Annotated in this window: 19 protein-coding genes; 18 read left to right on the top strand and 1 reads right to left on the bottom strand. The window is 44.5% G+C overall.

What is annotated here, in order from left to right; translation table 11 throughout:
* The first annotated feature begins 13 nt into the window (after window positions 1-13).
* Genes J2Z65_RS20610 through J2Z65_RS20560 form a run of 11 tightly spaced genes read left to right on the top strand, consistent with a single transcriptional unit; the run spans window position 14 to window position 8,400 of the window.
* Window positions 14-562: an FAD synthetase family protein gene (locus J2Z65_RS20610; RefSeq protein WP_167057406.1), complete on the top strand. Its 549-nt coding sequence runs from the start codon at window positions 14-16 to the stop codon at window positions 560-562.
* Window positions 563-575: 13 nt separating this feature from the next.
* Entirely contained in the window at window positions 576-1,124 is a 549-nt protein-coding gene (locus J2Z65_RS20605; protein ID WP_167057404.1) for an NADPH-dependent FMN reductase, read from the top strand.
* A complete protein-coding gene (locus J2Z65_RS20600; RefSeq protein WP_167057401.1) occupies window positions 1,125-1,316 on the top strand; it encodes a tautomerase family protein in 192 nt (63 codons plus the stop codon).
* 44 nt (window positions 1,317-1,360) lie between these two features.
* Window positions 1,361-1,891: a 3-hydroxyanthranilate 3,4-dioxygenase gene (locus J2Z65_RS20595; protein ID WP_167057398.1), complete on the top strand. Its 531-nt coding sequence runs from the start codon at window positions 1,361-1,363 to the stop codon at window positions 1,889-1,891.
* Window positions 1,876-2,871 (top strand): amidohydrolase family protein, encoded by a 996-nt coding sequence (locus J2Z65_RS20590; protein ID WP_193580900.1) that lies wholly within the window; start codon window positions 1,876-1,878, stop codon window positions 2,869-2,871. Before J2Z65_RS20595 ends, J2Z65_RS20590 begins: the two co-directional genes overlap by 16 nt.
* Before the next feature lie 14 nt (window positions 2,872-2,885).
* Window positions 2,886-3,347 (top strand): RidA family protein, encoded by a 462-nt coding sequence (locus J2Z65_RS20585; RefSeq protein WP_167057392.1) that lies wholly within the window; start codon window positions 2,886-2,888, stop codon window positions 3,345-3,347.
* A 10-nt stretch (window positions 3,348-3,357) separates the two neighbouring features.
* Window positions 3,358-4,827 (top strand): aldehyde dehydrogenase, encoded by a 1,470-nt coding sequence (locus tag J2Z65_RS20580; protein ID WP_167057389.1) that lies wholly within the window; start codon window positions 3,358-3,360, stop codon window positions 4,825-4,827.
* Window positions 4,828-4,870: 43 nt separating this feature from the next.
* Window positions 4,871-5,656 (top strand): 2-keto-4-pentenoate hydratase, encoded by a 786-nt coding sequence (locus J2Z65_RS20575; protein WP_167057386.1) that lies wholly within the window; start codon window positions 4,871-4,873, stop codon window positions 5,654-5,656.
* A 24-nt stretch (window positions 5,657-5,680) separates the two neighbouring features.
* A complete protein-coding gene (locus J2Z65_RS20570) occupies window positions 5,681-6,565 on the top strand; it encodes an acetaldehyde dehydrogenase (acetylating) (RefSeq protein WP_167057383.1) in 885 nt (294 codons plus the stop codon).
* Between the two features lie 22 nt (window positions 6,566-6,587).
* Window positions 6,588-7,625 (top strand): 4-hydroxy-2-oxovalerate aldolase, encoded by a 1,038-nt coding sequence (gene dmpG / locus J2Z65_RS20565; RefSeq protein WP_167057380.1) that lies wholly within the window; start codon window positions 6,588-6,590, stop codon window positions 7,623-7,625.
* Window positions 7,615-8,400 carry a 2-keto-4-pentenoate hydratase gene (locus tag J2Z65_RS20560; RefSeq protein WP_167057377.1) on the top strand — a complete coding sequence of 262 codons (786 nt, stop codon included), beginning with the start codon at window positions 7,615-7,617 and terminating at the stop codon, window positions 8,398-8,400. The genes dmpG and J2Z65_RS20560 overlap by 11 nt, the downstream gene beginning before the upstream one ends.
* Before the next feature lie 64 nt (window positions 8,401-8,464).
* Here J2Z65_RS20560 and J2Z65_RS20555 read toward each other — a convergent pair whose 3' ends face one another.
* Window positions 8,465-9,079: a TetR/AcrR family transcriptional regulator gene (locus tag J2Z65_RS20555; RefSeq protein ID WP_167057374.1), complete on the bottom strand. Its 615-nt coding sequence runs from the start codon at window positions 9,077-9,079 to the stop codon at window positions 8,465-8,467.
* 206 nt (window positions 9,080-9,285) lie between these two features.
* Between J2Z65_RS20555 and kynU the strand changes: the two genes are divergently transcribed.
* From kynU to J2Z65_RS20520, 7 genes are all read left to right on the top strand, one after another.
* Window positions 9,286-10,572: a kynureninase gene (gene kynU, locus J2Z65_RS20550; protein WP_167057480.1), complete on the top strand. Its 1,287-nt coding sequence runs from the start codon at window positions 9,286-9,288 to the stop codon at window positions 10,570-10,572.
* Window positions 10,573-10,669: 97 nt separating this feature from the next.
* Window positions 10,670-12,031 carry an amino acid permease gene (locus J2Z65_RS20545; RefSeq protein ID WP_420850811.1) on the top strand — a complete coding sequence of 454 codons (1,362 nt, stop codon included), beginning with the start codon at window positions 10,670-10,672 and terminating at the stop codon, window positions 12,029-12,031.
* A 30-nt stretch (window positions 12,032-12,061) separates the two neighbouring features.
* On the top strand, window positions 12,062-13,192 hold the full coding sequence (gene ald / locus J2Z65_RS20540; RefSeq protein WP_167057368.1) for an alanine dehydrogenase: 1,131 nt from the start codon (window positions 12,062-12,064) through the stop codon (window positions 13,190-13,192).
* 249 nt (window positions 13,193-13,441) lie between these two features.
* A complete protein-coding gene (locus J2Z65_RS20535; RefSeq protein WP_167057477.1) occupies window positions 13,442-14,674 on the top strand; it encodes an amidohydrolase in 1,233 nt (410 codons plus the stop codon).
* A gap of 187 nt (window positions 14,675-14,861) precedes the next feature.
* Entirely contained in the window at window positions 14,862-16,436 is a 1,575-nt protein-coding gene (locus J2Z65_RS20530; protein ID WP_167057365.1) for an ABC transporter substrate-binding protein, read from the top strand.
* 101 nt (window positions 16,437-16,537) lie between these two features.
* A complete protein-coding gene (locus tag J2Z65_RS20525) occupies window positions 16,538-17,488 on the top strand; it encodes an ABC transporter permease (protein WP_167057362.1) in 951 nt (316 codons plus the stop codon).
* Between the two features lie 14 nt (window positions 17,489-17,502).
* Complete coding sequence (locus J2Z65_RS20520) at window positions 17,503-18,414, top strand: ABC transporter permease (RefSeq protein ID WP_167057359.1); 912 nt, start codon at window positions 17,503-17,505, stop codon at window positions 18,412-18,414.
* Window positions 18,415-18,452: the final 38 nt, after the last annotated feature.

Raw genomic sequence — 18,452 nt, 5'->3', positions numbered from 1 at the left:
ATGAGGCGGAGACGTGCAGTCACATGCAGATGGAACTTTAACTTTACCGGGCTCAGTTATCGCGATCGGTGCTTTTGACGGCGTGCATCAAGGGCATCAAGCCGTCATACGACAAGCGCTGCATAGAAGCGAGATGTTGGGAGTGCCTAGTTTGGTCTATACCTTTGATCTCCCGCCTCGCTCATTTTTTCAAGGGGCTCGTATGTTAACGACATTGGAAGAAAAGCTGGATCGAATAGCCCGACTCGGTATCGATCATACGGTAATTGCCCGATTTGACGAAGCGTATGCCTCCCGAAGTTCGACTGACTTCATTAACAATTTAAGCGAGCTGAATCCGCTGGAAATTATGATTGGCCAAGATTTTCGGTTCGGAAAAAATCGGGAAGGGGATATAGCCCTGCTTGAACGGTATTTCAAGGTTCGAGTGATGCAGCCTGTTTGTTGTTCGGAAGGAAAACCGATTTCGTCTACGAGAATACGCCAATTGATTTCGGATGGAGAAATTCAGCAATCGTTTACTTTATTGGGTTGGTTGCATTTGCACAAAATTTCCTGCTAAGGAGTGAGTCAGAATGAAACTATTGGGTATATCTGGAACGATCATTGGCGCAAAACCAAGCATCGTCGTGCAAAAAGCACTTGATGAGGTTAAAAGGCAAAACCCTGATATTGAAGTTGAACTGCTGGATATGAGGGATTACAAAGTTTCCTTCGTTGACGGACGTGCGCTCTCCGCCTATGAGGACGATACTCAGAAGGTCATCGACATGATCACGTCGGCTGACTTTTATATCATCGGTACGCCGATCTTTCAGGGGTCTATCACAGGTGTTCTGAAAAACCTGTTCGACCATATTCCTCCGCAGGCTCTTCGTAACAAAGTAATGGGATTTGCCGCAACAGGAGGTACTTATCAGCATTTTCTAGTAATTGAAAATCAATTGAAGCCGATCGCCGGTTATTTCCGAGCTTATGTTGCTCCAGGTTATGTCTATGCGAATAACGATCATTTCAATAAACTGAATGAAATTGTTGACGCTGATGTATTGGAACGAATTGCGAATTTGGCTCAAGAGGTTGTCTTTATGCAAAAGGCGTTGAAAACAGAAGGGACTGTTTAAATGCCGATAATTGAGATGAAGATCCTAGAAGGAAGAGATCAGGAAGTAAAAGATGAGCTGATTGAACGTGTCACTCAAACGGTGTCCGAAACGCTGCAAGTTTCACCCGAAAGTATAAGGGTTTTACTATATGATATTCCGTTAACGCACTGGGGAATTGCCGGAAAAACGGTGGAAAAGATACGCTCTTGAGCAAGGAAATCTTACCCATACCAATAACTGAGGAGTGATTCGAAATGCTTAAACCTATCAATTTGATGAAATTTATCGAGGAAAACAAAGATCAGCTTAAACCTCCGGTGAACAACAAAGTTATATGGAAAGACACGGAATTGATGGTTATGCTTCTTGGAGGTCCTAACAAGCGACGCGATTTTCATGTCGATCCTTCCGAAGAAGTATTTTATCAGCTAAAGGGAGATTGTTTCGTCGAGATCATCAATAAGGAAGGCAAACGCGAGGTCATTACTGTGAAAGAGGGAGAGATGTTCCTGCTTCCGCCTAATGTTCCCCACTCCCCGCACCGGATCGCGGACACGATTGGTCTCGTTATTGAACGCAGCAGACCTGAAGGCGAGCTGGAAAGCTTCGTTTGGTTCTGCGAAAAATGCGATCATATGATGCACCGTACTACGGTTCAATTGACAAATATTGAAGTTCAAGTTAAAGAAGCGATCCAGGCTTTTAACGGCAACGAAGATCTGAGAAAGTGCGATAAATGCGGACATGAGATGGCTCCCGAAGCGAGTGAATGGACATGCGAGTAGATTTCCATACACATATTATTCCAGAAGATTTTCCTGACTTTAATGAAAAATATGCGGGTGGGCGTTGGCCCACGATTCAGCGAACTTGCACATGCGGCGCCAACATTATGGTTGCAGGTAAGGTGTTCCGTGAAATCACGGATCAGTGTTGGGACCCCGTTAAGAGAATATACGATATGGAGCGGGAACATGTAGATATTCAAGTGCTGTCTCCTATTCCTGTTACATTCTCCTATTGGGCTCCTGCAGCAGAGGCGGAGGCGATGGCTCGGATTCAGAATGATTTCATCGCAGAAACAGTTAGCCAATATCCAGATCGTTTTATCGGACTGGGAGCGGTTCCGCTGCAAAATCCGGAAGTTGCTATACGTGAAATGGATCGTTGCATAAATGTACTTGGTTTAAAAGGAATCGAAATCGGCACAAATGTCAATGGCAGCAACTTAGATGATCCTTCATTGATTGAATTTTTCCACATGTGTGAGCAATGGAATGTGCCATTATTTGTCCACCCATGGGAGACAATGGGCAAAGAGCGGATGCCTCGTCACAATCTCATGTACACCGTCGGGATGCCGAGTGAAACGGCTTTGGCTGCGGCAAGTTTAATCTTGGGAGGGGTCATTGAGAAGTTCCCGAAACTCAAAATTTGTTTTGCACACGGCGGGGGCTCGTTTCCATATATCCTGCCTCGTCTTGATAAGGGGTGGCATGTATGGCCGCATTTGAGACTCACTTCGAATCCGCCAAGCCATTACACAGATAATTTTTACTTTGACTCGCTCGTCAACGATCCGGGGAATGTCAAATATCTGGTTGATAAGTTTGGCTACGGTCGCATCATGATGGGCTCGGATTACCCGTTCTTATTACGAGAAGTGCCGCCTGGGGAAGTCATTGACCGTACGCTGGATGTTCCGGAGGAGCAAAGGCTGGCTATGCTCGGGGCAAACGCATTACGATTTTTAAACATTAAATAAACAAGGTGAGAGCTATGACAAATTCAAATGTTACGCCGGAACAAAGATTGCAAGAACTTGGTTTTAAACTGCCTGACCCGCGTAAAGCGGTTGGGAACTATGTAGGCTGCGTGCGCACAGGAAACTTGATTTTTACGGCTGGACAAGGAACGAATGAATATCGCGGAAAGCTCGGCGAAGATGTGACCATTGAGGTAGGCTACGCGGCAGCAAGACAGTGTATGCTCAATCTGCTCACTGTCGTTAAGCAAGAAGTTGGGGACCTGAGCAAAGTGAAGCGGATCGTCAAAATCTTGGGCTTTGTAAACAGCTCTCCTGATTTTACAGATCAACCGAAGGTGATGAACGGCGCATCCGATTTGCTTGTAGAGGTATTCGGGGAAAAAGGAAAGCATGGACGATCGGCTGTAGGAATGGCGCAGCTGCCGCTCAATAATGCAGTTGAAGTTGAAATGATTCTTGAAGTCGAGGAGTAGGAGGTTTCCAATGAGTCAGACGATACAAGGCAACCAGGTGAAAATCAGAGCCGCAAAGTTGTTTATTAATGGTGAATATGTAGACGCAATCTCCGGTGAGACGTTCGATACGATTGATCCTGCGACAAATTTAAAACTAACGACTGTGGCGAATGCAAACGAGCAGGATGTGAACTATGCGATTGATGTGGCTCATCGCACGTTCGAAAGCGGCGTCTGGAGCAAAATGGCGGTCGAAGAAAGAGCGAAAATTTTGTGCAGAATGTCCGATCTCATCCTGGAGAGAGTGGATGAATTGGCGATGGTGGAGACGCTTGACGTCGGTAAGCCGATTAAAGAAAGCCGAGGCTTTGACATCCCGCGAGCGGCTTGGAACATGCGTTTCTTTGCCGAAATGGCCAAATACATGGTGCATGAGCATTACGATATGAACAAGTACATGTCATATTCCAAATATGCGCCTGCAGGTGTAACAAGCCTTATCATTCCTTGGAACCTGCCGTTTATGCAAATGACATGGAAAGCTTCTGCGGCGCTCGCATCAGGAAACACCGTGATCGTGAAACCGGCTTCTTACACGCCGCTTAGCGCTGTTATGCTTGGCGAAATTGCGAATGAAGCAGGTCTGCCTCCCGGTGTTCTAAATATACTTACTGGTCCTGGCGGAACTGTCGGCACGGCGATGACCACTCATCCCCATGTGCGCCGTATTTCTTTTGTCGGAGAAACAACGACTGGAAAGACAGTAATGAAAAATGCAGCTTCTCAACTTATACCGGTATCGCTTGAACTCGGAGGGAAGTCAGCTAACATTGTGTTTGAGGACGCCGATTTGGATGAGGCGGTTAAAGGATCCATTGAAGCTATTTTCCGTAATCAAGGGGAAATTTGTTTAGCAGGTTCCAGATTATTAGTTCAAGAGAGTGTCTACGACAAGTTTCTGGAAAAATTCGTTGCTGCTGTTAAACAGATTAAAGTGGGTAATCCGCTTGATGAAGAGACGGACATGGGCGCGCTCGTATCGCGTGGTCATTTGAACACGGTTGATGAGTATGTACAGATCGGCCAAAGCGAAGGTGCTAAACTGGCTTATGGCGGTAAGAAAATTACTACCCTCGGAGATGGTAATTTCTACGAACCAACCGTATTTTACGATGTAGACAACAAAATGAGAGTGGCTCAAGAAGAAATTTTCGGTCCGGTCATTGTCATTATTCCGTTTAAAACAGAAGAAGAGGCGATTCAAATTGCCAATGATTCCATTTATGGATTAGCTGGAGTCGTATGGACGAATGATTTGAGACGCGCGCACCGCGTTGCCGATCAAGTGAAATCCGGTCTATTGTGGATTAATTGCTGGTATGTTCGCGATTTGCGCACTCCTTTTGGGGGAGCAAAAGATAGTGGGATCGGTCGTGAAGGCGGGCGTCATAGCTTCGAGTTTTATACGGAAGCTAAGACCGTTACCATGAAGCTATAGAAAGAGATTCGACGTCTCACAAAACGTGGAGGAGGAAGAGAAGTTGGATTTGGTGAAGATTACACGATTTGCTGATTACTTAGAAAAGGCTGTAAAAATTGGACACGGGGTATCACCGTTGACGTCCTTGGACTCAAACTTTACCGTCGAAGAAGCATACAACGTTCAATTGAAAACAATCGAACGGAAAGTGGCGGACGGCGCTAAAATCGTAGGCAAGAAAATTGGGCTTACTTCACTGGCTATGCAAAAGTTATTGGGTGTTGATCAACCGGATTATGGTCATTTGTTAGATGATATGGCAGTCGAAAATAACGGAGAAATTTCGTTTGCACGCGTTCTTCAGCCAAAAGCGGAAGCTGAAATCGCTTTCATCCTGAAGCGCGACTTGGTAGGTCCGCGGGTAACTGCGCATGATGTCCTTATGGCAACCGATTATGTGCTGCCGGCCTTGGAAATTGTAGACAGCCGCATTGCGGACTGGAAAATCAAGCTTGAGGATACGGTTGCCGATAACGCATCTTCCGGTTTATATGTACTCGGAGGGCGTCCAGTCAAGCCGGATCAAATTGATCTCGTCATGGCGGGTATGGCTTTCTATAAAAACGGAGAGTTGATCAATACCGGTGTTGGCGCTGCGGCGCTAGGCAATCCGGCAACTTGTGTAGCCTGGCTTGCTAATAAATTGTTTGAATTCGGCATTACGTTAAAAGCCGGAGAAGTTATCCTTTCCGGAGCGCTGTCTGCGGCTGCCAATGCGGCTCCTGGTGATTATTTCAGCGCACGTATTGCCCATCTGGGGGAAGTTGGCGTCAGGTTTACATCTTAACTGTATAATTTGGAGGAGAGTAGAATGTCTAAAATAAAGGTAGCTATTCTGGGCTCTGGGAACATCGGCACCGACTTGATGATGAAGATAAGCCGATCAGATGTGCTTGAATTAACTTCAATGATCGGGATTGACGCCGAATCGGAAGGACTTCGCCGTGCAAAAAATCACGGATTTGAAGTGTTCGCCGGAGGACTGAAGCAATTTTTGGAGCAAACCCCGGAGCTTGCCGATATCGTGTTTGACGCTACGTCTGCCAAAGCTCATATTCGACATGCCAAGGCACTCCGGGAAGCAGGGAAAATAGCGATTGATCTAACACCGGCGGCAGTTGGACCTTACGTTGTTCCGAGTGTTAATCTTGGCGCTCATATGAGTGCATCAAATATTAACTTGATTACTTGTGGTGGACAAGCGACGATTCCGATTGTTCATGCGATTAATAAGGTCAGCCCAGTGAGCTACGCCGAAATTGTCGCCACCATCTCAAGTAAAAGCGCTGGACCGGGAACTCGCGCGAATATTGATGAGTTTACGGAAACGACTTCCCACGGTATTGAAAGCATTGGCGGAGCGAAAAAAGGAAAAGCGATTATTATCATGAATCCTGCTGAACCACCGATTTTGATGAGAGATACGGTATATGCTTTGGTAGACCCGGATCATCTCGATGAAGAGGACATTGTGAAGTCAATCGACCAGACAGTTGCCTACATACAATCGTATGTGCCAGGGTATCGACTTCGCACGGAACCTATTTTTGACAAAAACAGAGTAACGGTGTTCCTAGAAGTAGAAGGAGCTGGCGATTACCTCCCTAAATACTCGGGTAATTTGGATATTATGACAGCTACAGCAGTAAAAGTGGCTGAGGAATTTGCCAAATCCCGCATCGCAGAGACAGCATAAACAAGAAAGGAGAAGGAGACAGATGAGTGTAAACCGCGATATTCTTATTACGGAAGTAGCGCTTCGTGACGGCAGCCATGCGATCAACCATCAATACACCGTGGAGCAAGTGGTCAATGTAGCCCGCGCACTTGATGAAGCGAACGTTCCTTACATCGAAGTGACGCACGGGGATGGGCTTGCCGGTTCATCTTTGCAATATGGATTATCCCGAACGGATGAAATGGAACTGATTGAAGCAGCCGTTTCCGTTTGCAAACAAGCCAAAATTGCTGTATTGCTTTTACCGGGAATCGGTACGATCAAACATTTAAATGCCGCTGCAAAGCTAGGTGTAGGCATGGCGCGCATTGGAACCCATGTAACGGAGGCTGACGTTTCTGCGCAGCACATTGCTCGCTCAAAGGAACTAGGGCTTGAGACGATCGGATTTTTGATGATGTCCCACATGGCATCTCCGAATAAAATTGTGGAGCAAGCGAAATTGATGGAGAGCTATGGCGCAGATGCCGTGTATATCTTTGATTCAGCAGGTGCGATGCTGCCCAAAGAAGTTGCGGAGCGAATTCGAGCTCTGAAGCAAAGCGTCGGTATTGATGTAGGATTTCATGGTCACAACAATTTATCCTTGGCTATGGCCAATACGCTTGCCGCTATTGAGGAAGGTGCCACACGGATTGACGGCAGCGTACGCTGCTTAGGCGCAGGTGCAGGCAACACGCAAACCGAGGTCTTAATCGCCGTGTTGGAGCGAATGGGCATTTGCACTGGTGTGGATTTGTACAAAATGATGGATTTGGCAGAAGATATCGTAGCGCCTATTCTTGAGGTGCCTCAAGAAATCACTAAAAACAGCCTGGTTCTCGGCTATGCCGGCGTCTACTCCAGCTTCCGTTTGCATGCGGAACGTGCAGCGAAAAAGTTCGGAATTGATTCCCGCGATATCCTAATCGAACTTGGAAAGCGCAAAGTTGTTGGTGGGCAAGAGGATATGATCATCGACATTGCTGCAGAAATCTCTAAGCGTAACTCTCGAGGGGGGAACCAGTTTGCTTTCTGATCAAATTAACAGAACTCTAGCCGAAAAGCTTATAGATGCTGAAGTAAATAAGCATGAAGTCATCAAGCTGACGGCCGAATATCCTGAACTGTCCATAGAGGATGGCTACCGTATCCAAGATGAAATCGTTGCAATTAAGGCCGAGCAAGGGTATCAAGTTTTTGCAATGAAGATGGGTTTTACCAGCATGGCCAAAATGAAGCAAATGAATGTAGACGAGCCGATTTACGGCTACATTTTTGATTATATGGCTGTCGATCGCGGAGAGCTTTCGCTAAGTGAATTGATACATCCGAAAGTAGAAGCGGAAATTGCTTTTATTCTTGGCAAGGATATCGAGGGACCTGGAATTACAGGAGCACAGGTGTTGGCGGCTACAGATTATGTCGTTCCTGCATTAGAAATCATTGATAGCAGATATCAAAATTTCCAATTCACTTTGCCGGATGTGATTGCCGATAACACCTCTTCCTCACGTGTATTCGTTGGTTCCACGATGAGAAATCCGCTTGAATTGGATCTGGACTTGGTCGGGGTCACCCTTTCTATTAACGGAGAAATGAAAGATTTGGGCGCAGGAGCTGCGGTCCTCGGACATCCGGCTAATTCGGTAGCTATGCTGGCTAATATGCTTGCCCGCAGAGGTCGTAAGCTGAAAGCAGGCCAATTAATTCTAACTGGCGGAATTACTGGAGCACACCAGCTGTATGAGGGCGATGTTGTCTCCGCAAAATGGGATGGCCTTGGTTCGATTGATTTTACTGTTAAAGCTTAATTGTTTGAATCTAAAAGGCCCAGAACCGGTTTACGGTTTCTGGGCTATTTAGGTTATGGTCCGATTATAAATAAAGTCCTGTGACGTAGACAGAAGTGATCGTTGTTGCGACTTCTTCAACAGAACCATGATGTTCGTTCCGGACAATTTCCCATAGGTACATTTCATTCGTAAAATACCAGCCTCGTGCCACAATCTCATGATTTAATTCGGATCTAGCTAACCCATTTTGTTGGGAATAGGCAATGTCCGTGGAAATACGCCCAATAAATTTTTCACGAATCGTTTTCCATTTATCCGAGACTAACGAAGAAACCCCGATTGCTTGTTCAAAGACTTGCATCATATCCCGCTCGGCTTCCGCCATTTTTAGAAAAGCATAGGCCTGTTTGTTAATAATTTCCATGGCTTCTTGTTTCGATTTGGGCAGGAAGGAGACTTCAGCAATGTCAAAAAATCGCTCCATGACATCCTCCAACAAGACAATCAAAAGATCTTCTTTTCCTCCAAAATGAACATAGGCCGTTCCGTATCCGATACCCGCTTTGTTAATCATTTGCGAGATCGTTGCTTTTTGAAAACCTTCTTGAAGAAAGACTTCCCTAGCGGCTTCTAAAAGCTTCTTCCGTGTATTCAGCGATCGTAAATGTCTTTTATCCTCTATATTGCGGTTTTCCATTCTTATTCCCCCATTATTCATTATCTCTAGCATATATGTTTTTTTATACAAAGGAAAGGGAAGCCATAAGGTATTCATGTAAATAATTAGCATAAAAATAATATTGACATCGTGTCATATTTAGAGTGATAATAATATTGACACTACGTCATATTCATTCAAGAAAGCGCTTCATCATTCATTTTATAAGAGAGAGGATGATCTTGATGCATTTGAAAAACTTTGAAGGAACTTTAAAATATGCAAAAGAATTGGATAAGGAAGATTCTCTGGCACAGTTTCGAGAAGAGTTTTATTTAAAGCCAGGCTCCATTTATATGGATGGGAACTCATTAGGACTACTTTCGAAAAGAGCGGAAAGGACTCTCTTGGAATCTTTAGAGGATTGGAAAGAATATGGAATCGACGGCTGGACAGAGGGAAAACATCCGTGGTTCTTTATGGCAGAGAATCTAGGCAAAAAGCTTGCTCCGTTAGTAGGAGGCTCAGCAGAAGAAGTCATTGTAACAGGCTCTACAACCGTTAATCTGCATCAGCTTGTATCTACGTTCTATCATCCAGAAGGCTTACGCACAAAAATTTTAGCGGATGAACTCACATTTCCATCCGATATTTATGCTCTACAAAGCCAGTTACGGATACATGGAAATAACCCCGATACACATCTGATTCGTGTGAAAAGCCGCGACGGACGCTTTTTAGAAGAAGATGACATTATCGAAGCCATGGATGAGACAGTCGCTTTGATCGTTTTGCCCACCGTACTTTATCGCAGCGGTCAAATATTGGATATTAAACGACTAACCGCTGAAGCACACCGTAGAGGGATATTAATCGGGTTTGACGCTTGTCACTCGGCAGGTTCGATTCCACATTATTTTAGCGAATGGGGTGTTGATTTTGCGTTTTGGTGTAATTATAAACATTTGAACGGAGGACCAGGTGGTGTCGGAGGCTTGTTTGTGAATCGAAAGCATTTTGGAAGAATGCCCGGACTCGCCGGTTGGTTTAGTTCTGCTAAAGAGAAACAATTCGATATGGAGCATACGTTAACTCCTGCTCTGTCCGCGGGAGCTTTCCAAATAGGAACACCTCATGTGCTTAGCGTTGCCCCTTTGATTGGGTCATTGGAAATTTTTGCGGAAGCAGGTATAGAAAATATTCGCCAAAAATCTCTTAAAATCAATCAATATTTAATGAAATTAATTGAGAGTGAATTAGGGGATATGGGATTTTTCATCGGGACGCCAAGAGAGGATGCACGACGCGGCGGGCATGTAAGCCTTGAGCATAACGAAGCGGCACGAATTTGTAAATCGTTGAAGGAAAATGGCATCATTCCGGATTTTCGGGCGCCTAACATCATTCGACTTGCACCTGTTGCTCTTTATACGTCCTACGAGGAAGTTTGGGAAGTGGTTCAAACCCTTAAAAAGATTATGACTGAAAAGCAATATGAGAAATTTAAAAATGAACGTGAAGTAGTGGCATAAAGCAAAAAGTCGGGGAGGGGCTTTTCCCTCTGAGGGCATCGATCAAGCAATGTTTGGACAAAGCAAAGCCTGATGGTTAGAGAAGGGGATGAAAGACATGGAAATTAAAAATAGCGGTGAGGGATTAAAACGGGAGTTATCATCAAGCCGGCTCTCGATGATCGCAATGGGGATGGCCATTGGGACGGGATTATTCCTTGGAAGCGGACTAGCCATTGGCACTGCTGGACCAAGTGTATTGCTGAGCTATACACTTGGTGCGTTAGTCGTTTTATTATTAATGGGTTGCTTGGCAGAAATGACGGTCGCCCATCCAACTTCAGGATCTTTTGGAACGATTGCGGATCTCTATCTTCATCCCATGGTAGGCTTTCTTGTTCGGTACTCTTATTGGATTGCTCAGGTTCTTGCGATCGGGGTTGAAATAAGTGCAATTGCAGTCTATATGAAATACTGGTATCCGGGAGTTCCAGGTATCACTTGGATCATTATATTTACTGCAGTGCTCATATATGTAAACGCTACCAGTGTTAATGCATTTGCATCATTTGAGTATTGGTTTTCCATGATCAAGGTTAGTGCAATTATTGGATTTATCCTTCTTGGTGCTTACGTTCTATTTGGGACTTCCAGCTATGAAAATGTGGGTGCTCATAACCTGATAGATCATAAAGGTTTCCTCCCATTTGGTTTTAAAGGAATGTGGATTGCCGTCTTTATTTCTCTTTTTAGCTTCATAGGTACTGAATTGGTCGCGGTTACTGCAGGTGAAGCCAAAGAGCCGGATGTAGCTGTTCCGAAAGCCTTAAAGGCTACTGTTTTCCGATTGTCTGCGTTTTATGTTGTAACTTTGGCGATCATGTTGATGATTGTTCCATGGCAATCGGCAGGAATTGAAAAAAGTCCATTTGTCAGAGTCATGGAGATCTTAAATATACCAGGCGCTTCTGGCATCATGAATTTTATCGTGTTAACAGCCGCTTTATCTTCTATGAATGGAATGCTGTATGCTTCCTCAAGAACGTTGTTTTCACTATCGCAAGAAAAGTTTGCGCCTGCCGTCATGGGGAAGCTATCTAAAAAAGGGGTTCCAACAACTGCGCTTATCGTTTCCACAATTGGAATTATTCTCGCAGCTGTTGTAAATGCGCTGCTGCCTGGATCTTCCTACGCATTTATGATGGGGATATCGATGTTTGGTTCACTTTTTACCTGGTTAATCATCTTCATTTCCCATTTGTTTTTCCGTAAGAAATGGGACAAACTGGGAGGTCGCAAATTGCCGGTAAGAATGATGGGTTTTCCATATTTGACGATATTGGGGGGACTTCTCTTACTGAGTTTAATTATCACAGCATGGTTTACCGATTTCAAAATCATGCTTCAATTCGGTATCCCTTGGCTGCTATTTTTATCACTTGCGTATTTTGTTATGAAAAAAAAGCAACATGTAAAGTAATTTTATGAAAACAGAAGGAGAGGGCTTTTTATGATAATTGGTATCCCTAAGGAGATTAAGAACAACGAAAACCGTGTCGCATTAACGCCAGCTGGAGTCGTTTCATTCGTAAGTGCCGGACATAAAGTATTTGTTGAGAATAACGCTGGTGCAGGCAGCGGTTTTACGAACGAAGATTACATCAATACCGGTGCAGAAATTATTGATAATTCGGCAGTGTTATGGGAAAAATCAGATATGATTATGAAAGTGAAAGAGCCGCTTCCGAGTGAGTATACCTATTTTCGTAAAGGCTTGATTCTATTCACTTACCTACATCTGGCCGCTGAACCGGCTTTGGCTCAGGCACTTAAAGAAAAAGGAGTTCTTGCCATTGCCTATGAAACTGTTTCGGTGAACCGCACTTTGCCTTTGCTTACGCCAATGAGTGAGGTTGCTGGGAGGATGGCCACACAAATCGGTGCGCAATTTTTACAAAAATCAAATGGGGGTAAAGGTATTCTCCTTGCAGGCGTCCCTGGTGTGAACCGTGGGAAAGTGACCATTATTGGCGGCGGTGTCGTGGGTACGCACGCAGCAAAATTGGCAATTGGAATCGGTGCTGATGTAACAATCATCGACTTAAGCGCTGATCGGCTGCGTCAATTGGATGATATATTTGGCAATCAAATTACAACATTGATGTCGAGTCCCTTCAATATCGCACAGTCAGTCGCTGAAGCAGATCTTTTAATTGGCGCGGTATTGATTCCTGGTGCAAAAGCACCAAAACTGGTATCGGAAGAAATTGTAAAGTTGATGAAGCCTGGTTCTGTTATCGTTGATGTTGCTATCGACCAAGGTGGAATCGTTGAGACGATCGATCACATCACAACACATGACAATCCGACCTATGTCAAGCATGGCGTCGTTCATTACGCTGTAGCCAACATGCCTGGTGCAGTTCCAAGAACTTCTACCATCGCTTTAACGAATGTCACTCTTCCGTATGCATTACAGATCGCAAACAAAGGTGTAAATAAAGCAATCTCTGACAACGAAGCGTTAAGACTTGGCGTAAATGTAGCAAATGGTGAAATTACATTTGAAGCAGTTGCCAAAGATCTAGGTTACGATTATGTAAAAGTAGAAGATGCTTTGAGCGAAATGGTTGAGTTATAGGGTTACCAATTTAGGTAATCGTTCGAGGAACCACGGCTTATTTAGCCGTGGTATTTTACATGAGGCCATCGTTCAGGGCGAAGAGAATCCGAGACATTTGCGGGCTCGCTCAGTGGATGACTTTCATAAAGCAGATGATCTGATTTGGCGGACATGATGTCATTGACATGATGTCATAATCGTAATATACTTATCTATGAAAGGGCTTACATAATGAATTTAACAGGAGGAAGAATGGAGATGGGTAATTTGGAGGCTGTTTATTGGCTTAAGAATGTTCGGTTGGAGAGTGGTTATACATATGAGAATGACGAGGTAGTGGGAACCGAAACCGAATTGGTTCACTTGCTTATCGAACATGGGAAAATCAGTAAGATTGCTTCGGCAAAAGAAGAACTGCAGAGTGGCGGAATACCAACGAAAGATGCTGGGAAACTGCTCTTGTTGCCTTCTTTTGTCGAAAAGCATTGCCATTTGGATAAAACGCTGTTAGGCGATTCTTGGCGTGCTCCTAAACCGGTCAAAAATTTGGTTGAGAGATTCGAGCTTGATAAAAAACTCTTTCCTACCTTGCCGACTACGACAGAGGAAAGGGCAAAGAATCTCATTGAGACCATACTTAAGGCTGGCTCCACCCATATTCGCACTCATGTTGATATCTATCCTGAGATTGGATTGAAACATTTGGAAGGGGTAAAGTCAGCATTGTCTTCCTTTGAAGGAAAGCTTAGCCATGAGATTGTTGCTTTTCCGCAGCATGGTTTGCTTCGCTCAGGATCCCAATCATTAATGCGGGAAGCACTGCGAAATGGTGCAAGCATAGTCGGTGGTGTAGATCCAGCAAATATTGATGGAGATATCGAAGCTTCCCTTCAGCAAATGATGGAGTTGGCAGTCGAGGCCGGTGCAGGAATTGATCTGCATTTACATGATCCCGGTCATCTTGGATTATTTACGATGAAGCGATTGGCGGCCCTTACAGTAGAAGCAGGTTGGCAGGGAAAAGTGGCAATCAGTCACGCGTTTGGACTTGGCGGTGTTACACAGAGGGAAGCGGAGGAAGCAGCTGCCATGCTTGCCGATGCTGGGATCACCATCATCACAGCTGTCCATATAGGCCCGTGGACTCTTCCTCCCGTCCCCCTTCTAGAGGAAAAAGGAGTGACCGTAGCGGTAGGGCATGACAACGTTTTTGATAGCTGGAGTCCTTTCGGGAACGGGGATATTTTGGAGCGTTTGTGCCGTTTGGCGCAAGTCAATCGCTGGAATAGTGAGTATCCTCTTTCCCAGTCCATCCGGTATATCACTGATGGGAAGACGTCATTAGATTCAACGGGCACGCGAGTATGGCCGCAGGTTGGGGATGAGGCGAACGTGGTGTTTGTAGAAGCAAGCTGTACTGCGGAGACAGTGGCGCGAAGAGCAAAACGTCGCGCGGTGATGTATAAAGGACAACTGGTTTCCGGCTCACTAGACTCATAGGGAGAGTGTAGGATTGATTTGATATTGGCACATGGTGTCTCATTATTATGTTCAGATGAAAGCGGTCTCATTTTTTTAAAAAGTAGGCAGACGCTTATTAATAGTCAGAAACATCAGCGCAGCGGAACAACCTATTCATGTATGTCTGTCAATTGGCACGTTATGCAAATTGGGGGGGCTTCGTTAAATGAAGGTTAATAAGATCGGGAAAGTAATTACGATTATCGCGTTAGTGTTGACCATGGCAGGTTGTGGCAATCCCAAAGAAAACAACCAACAAGTCGGTGAGTCCAAAAGCGGCAGTGAGTCCAAAGGCGGCGGTGAGTTAAGAGTAGCATTCAATGCTCAACCGCCTACGATGGATCCGCTCATGACCACAGCAGCAGCAACGAAATATGCAGGCAGACATATTTTTGAGTCCCTTATGACTTTAAATTCCAAATATCAACCGGAACCAATGTTGGCTGAATCCGTGGATAAGAGCGAAGATGGAAAAACGTATACATTTCATTTAAGAAAAGGAGTAAAATTTCATAACGGGAAAGAGATGACAGCGGAAGATGTAGTGGCTTCCATGAACCGATGGAAGCAGAAATCCGGAACGGCAAAAACGTTAGGTGATATTTCATTCGTAGCCAAAGATAACGATACCGTTCTGTTACAACTGAAAGCCCCTTCAACGCCTGCCCTGACTATACTGGCAACTCAGACACAATTTGCGGCGGTTATGCCTAAAGAAGTCATTGAAGCGGCAAAAGAGATAGGTGTGTCGGAGATTATCGGTACCGGACCTTTTAAGTTTGTAGAGTGGAAAAAGGATCAATATATTCATCTGACCAAATACAATGAGTATAAGGCCGTGAATGCTCCTGCTGACGGGTTGGCCGGTAAAAAAGAAGCTTTGGTGGGCGATTTATATTTTGACATTGTGACGAATGCTTCTACACGGGAGACGGGGCTTCAAACTGGACAATACGACATCGCTGCGGCTCTGCCGCATGACAGTTATGAACGGTTAAAGGGAACCTCCAATGTGAAAGTGATTACCGAAACCAATGTAGCGCTTTCTATATATTTTAATAAAAAACAAGGTATATTCACTGATCTTAAAGAGAGAAAGGCGGTTAATGCTGCGCTGGATGCGGATAAAATATTAATGGCTGCTTTCTCAAATAAAGAACTCTACAAGCTCAATTATCAGTATATGCCTCATGAATTCTGGGTTACGGAGGCAGGAAAGAAAGAGTATAACCAGAAGGATCCGGAAAAAGCAAAACGCTTTTTGCAAGAAGCCGGGTATCATGGTCAAGAGATCAGACTCGCGACAACTCAAGATTACCCTTATGTATACAATGCAGCAGTAGTCATTAAGGAGCAGCTGGAACAGGTTGGAATGAAGGTGAAACTTGATGTAAGTGATTTTGCATCATACTCAACAAAACGGGAAGATCCAACGAAATGGGACATGTTGGTTGTAAGTGATCTTTTCAGAGCGACTCCTGGTGAACTGGGAATTCTTCAACCCCAAAATTACGGATGGACGGATGATCCGAAAATCGCCTCTTCGCTTCAAGCCATCAATGCAGCCGCTTCCCCAGCAGAAATGAAAAAGTTATGGGATGAATTGCATGGATATATCTGGGATTACTTGCCAGGTGTTAAGTTGGCCGACTTTGCGTTCTTTGATGCTACTACTGATAAGGTACAAGGGTATAAACCTTTTGATGGAATGATTTTTTGGAATACGAAAGTTTTAAAATAACCTATACCGTACTTTACCTTCTCCACCTGTTGCTCTTAGGAGCAAGGGTGGAGAATTCAATAACACCCAGAAATGCTTCATCGAAAAGGAGGGTTGTTTTTTTGAAATTTTATATACTAAAGCGCTTACTCTCTCTCATCCCTGTATTATTTATCGTATCGATTATCGTGTTTTTAATCATCCATTTAACACCCGGCGATCCGGTTTCCGTTATGCTGGGGCAAGATGCGAGCAAGCAGCAAATTGATGAATTGCGTCAGTCGCTCGGCTTTAATCTTCCTTTATACCAACAGTATTTTAAATGGATCGGCGGTGTCTTTCAAGGGAATTTGGGGTTATCTTTCTTTCTGAAAGAACCGGTAACGAAAGCTATATTTGATCACTTGGGGCCAACCATTTCCCTTGCCGTTTTGGCAGAGATTTTAGCTATCATGATTGGCATTCCTATGGGGATCCTGGCAGCAAGAAAGAGAGGTTCAGCGGCGGATCAAACCTTCATGGGACTGTCGTTATTGGGGATTTCCATTCCGAGTTTTTTGCTTAGTTTATTCTTAATGTTACTATTCTCAGTTTACTTGAAATGGCTGCCGGTGGCCGGTTACCAACCGTTAAGCAGAGGATTGTGGACACATTTGCAATATCTGATCATGCCTGCGTTTGCATTAGGAACGATGAAGTCGGCATTAATTGCCCGCATGACCAGGTCTTCGATGTTAGAGGTACTAAATTCTGCTTTTATAAAAACAGCCCGGTCCAAAGGTGTAAAGGAACGCCATGTCGTTTATAAACATGCGTTGCGAAATGCTTTTCTTCCGATACTGACCGTCATTGGCCAAACATTCGGGGGGTTGATTGCAGGCGCTGCCGTGATTGAAACAATTTTTAATATCCCGGGAATCGGTCAACTGATTATCAATTCGGTTTTGCGACGCGATTATTCCGTGATCCAAGGAACAGTGTTATTCGTTACCTTTTCTTACATGTTTATTAACTTGGCCATAGACTTGTTATACGGAGTTATCGATCCGAGAGTAAGATTAAACCGAAAATAGAAGGGGGAGTGGTTATGGGAGCAATTCAACGAAGCCTCGATGGGAATACAAAGCTGCTTAGAATTAAGAACGACCTGAAAAAGCAGCAGCGGAATTTGTTGATCCGCCGCTTTTTCTCCAATAAATCAGTACTGATTGGAAGTATCATTATGATACTTTTAGTTATTCTTGTTTTTTTTGCCCCTCTCATTGCTCCAAAAGGTCCGTATGCGATGGAAGTTACCAATCGTCTGCAGGCTCCCAGTTCGGCACATCTGCTGGGAACGGATAATTTCGGTCGGGATTTGTTGGGTAGAATTGCTTATGGAGCACAGGTATCAATGGGAGTTGGCTTTTTCGTTGCCTTTCTTGCCTCTCTGTTGGGAATGATGATTGGATTGTATGCAAGTTATTACCGATCGCTAGACAGTCTGCTGATGAGAATCTGTGACGGATTAATGGCGATTCCCGGCATCTTGTTAGCTATAGCCCTGATGGCCGCTTTTGGGGCTAAGACGGAAAATGTCGTGCTTGCGCTAAGTATCGTTTTTACGCCACATATCGCTCGTGCTGTGCGGTCAGCCGCTTTAGTGGTGAGAGAACAGACTTATATTGAAGCGATGAAGGCATTGGGAGCCCCTTCTTGGCGAATCATCTGGCTACATATTGCACCCAATACGTTATCCCCGTTAATCGTGCAAGCCACGTTTATTTTTGCCGATGCCATTATTATTGAAGCGGCTCTCAGCTTTTTAGGAGCAGGGGTTCCGGCGCCGGCACCAAGTTGGGGCAATATTCTCTCCGATGGGAAAACGGTCATCTTTAATGCTTGGTGGTTGACGCTGTTTCCGGGTATTACGATTATATTGTCTGTACTTGGATTAAATCTGTTTGGGGACGGATTACGCGACTTATTGGATCCTCACACGAATCAAGCAAAAAAATAATTGGAAACGTACAAGGATAACCCTTTAAAAATATTATA

The organism is Paenibacillus aceris (assembly GCF_017874035.1).
Taxonomy (GTDB): Bacteria; Bacillota; Bacilli; order Paenibacillales; family NBRC-103111; genus Paenibacillus_E; species Paenibacillus_E aceris.
This window is presented reverse-complemented; position numbering and strand designations above follow the sequence as displayed.

What these genes read in the sequence shown, in the direction of transcription:
- J2Z65_RS20555 (WP_167057374.1), bottom strand. Translation starts at nt 9,079, where the DNA reads ATGGAAAACCGCAATATAGAGGATAAAAGACATTTACGATCGCTGAAT.
- J2Z65_RS20530 (WP_167057365.1), top strand. Translation starts at nt 14,862, where the DNA reads ATGAAGGTTAATAAGATCGGGAAAGTAATTACGATTATCGCGTTAGTG.
- J2Z65_RS20545 (WP_420850811.1), top strand. Translation starts at nt 10,670, where the DNA reads ATGGAAATTAAAAATAGCGGTGAGGGATTAAAACGGGAGTTATCATCA.
- kynU (WP_167057480.1), top strand. Translation starts at nt 9,286, where the DNA reads ATGCATTTGAAAAACTTTGAAGGAACTTTAAAATATGCAAAAGAATTG.
- J2Z65_RS20600 (WP_167057401.1), top strand. Translation starts at nt 1,125, where the DNA reads ATGCCGATAATTGAGATGAAGATCCTAGAAGGAAGAGATCAGGAAGTA.
- dmpG (WP_167057380.1), top strand. Translation starts at nt 6,588, where the DNA reads ATGAGTGTAAACCGCGATATTCTTATTACGGAAGTAGCGCTTCGTGAC.
- J2Z65_RS20580 (WP_167057389.1), top strand. Translation starts at nt 3,358, where the DNA reads ATGAGTCAGACGATACAAGGCAACCAGGTGAAAATCAGAGCCGCAAAG.
- J2Z65_RS20590 (WP_193580900.1), top strand. Translation starts at nt 1,876, where the DNA reads ATGGACATGCGAGTAGATTTCCATACACATATTATTCCAGAAGATTTT.
- J2Z65_RS20520 (WP_167057359.1), top strand. Translation starts at nt 17,503, where the DNA reads ATGGGAGCAATTCAACGAAGCCTCGATGGGAATACAAAGCTGCTTAGA.
- ald (WP_167057368.1), top strand. Translation starts at nt 12,062, where the DNA reads ATGATAATTGGTATCCCTAAGGAGATTAAGAACAACGAAAACCGTGTC.
- J2Z65_RS20570 (WP_167057383.1), top strand. Translation starts at nt 5,681, where the DNA reads ATGTCTAAAATAAAGGTAGCTATTCTGGGCTCTGGGAACATCGGCACC.
- J2Z65_RS20585 (WP_167057392.1), top strand. Translation starts at nt 2,886, where the DNA reads ATGACAAATTCAAATGTTACGCCGGAACAAAGATTGCAAGAACTTGGT.
- J2Z65_RS20595 (WP_167057398.1), top strand. Translation starts at nt 1,361, where the DNA reads ATGCTTAAACCTATCAATTTGATGAAATTTATCGAGGAAAACAAAGAT.
- J2Z65_RS20605 (WP_167057404.1), top strand. Translation starts at nt 576, where the DNA reads ATGAAACTATTGGGTATATCTGGAACGATCATTGGCGCAAAACCAAGC.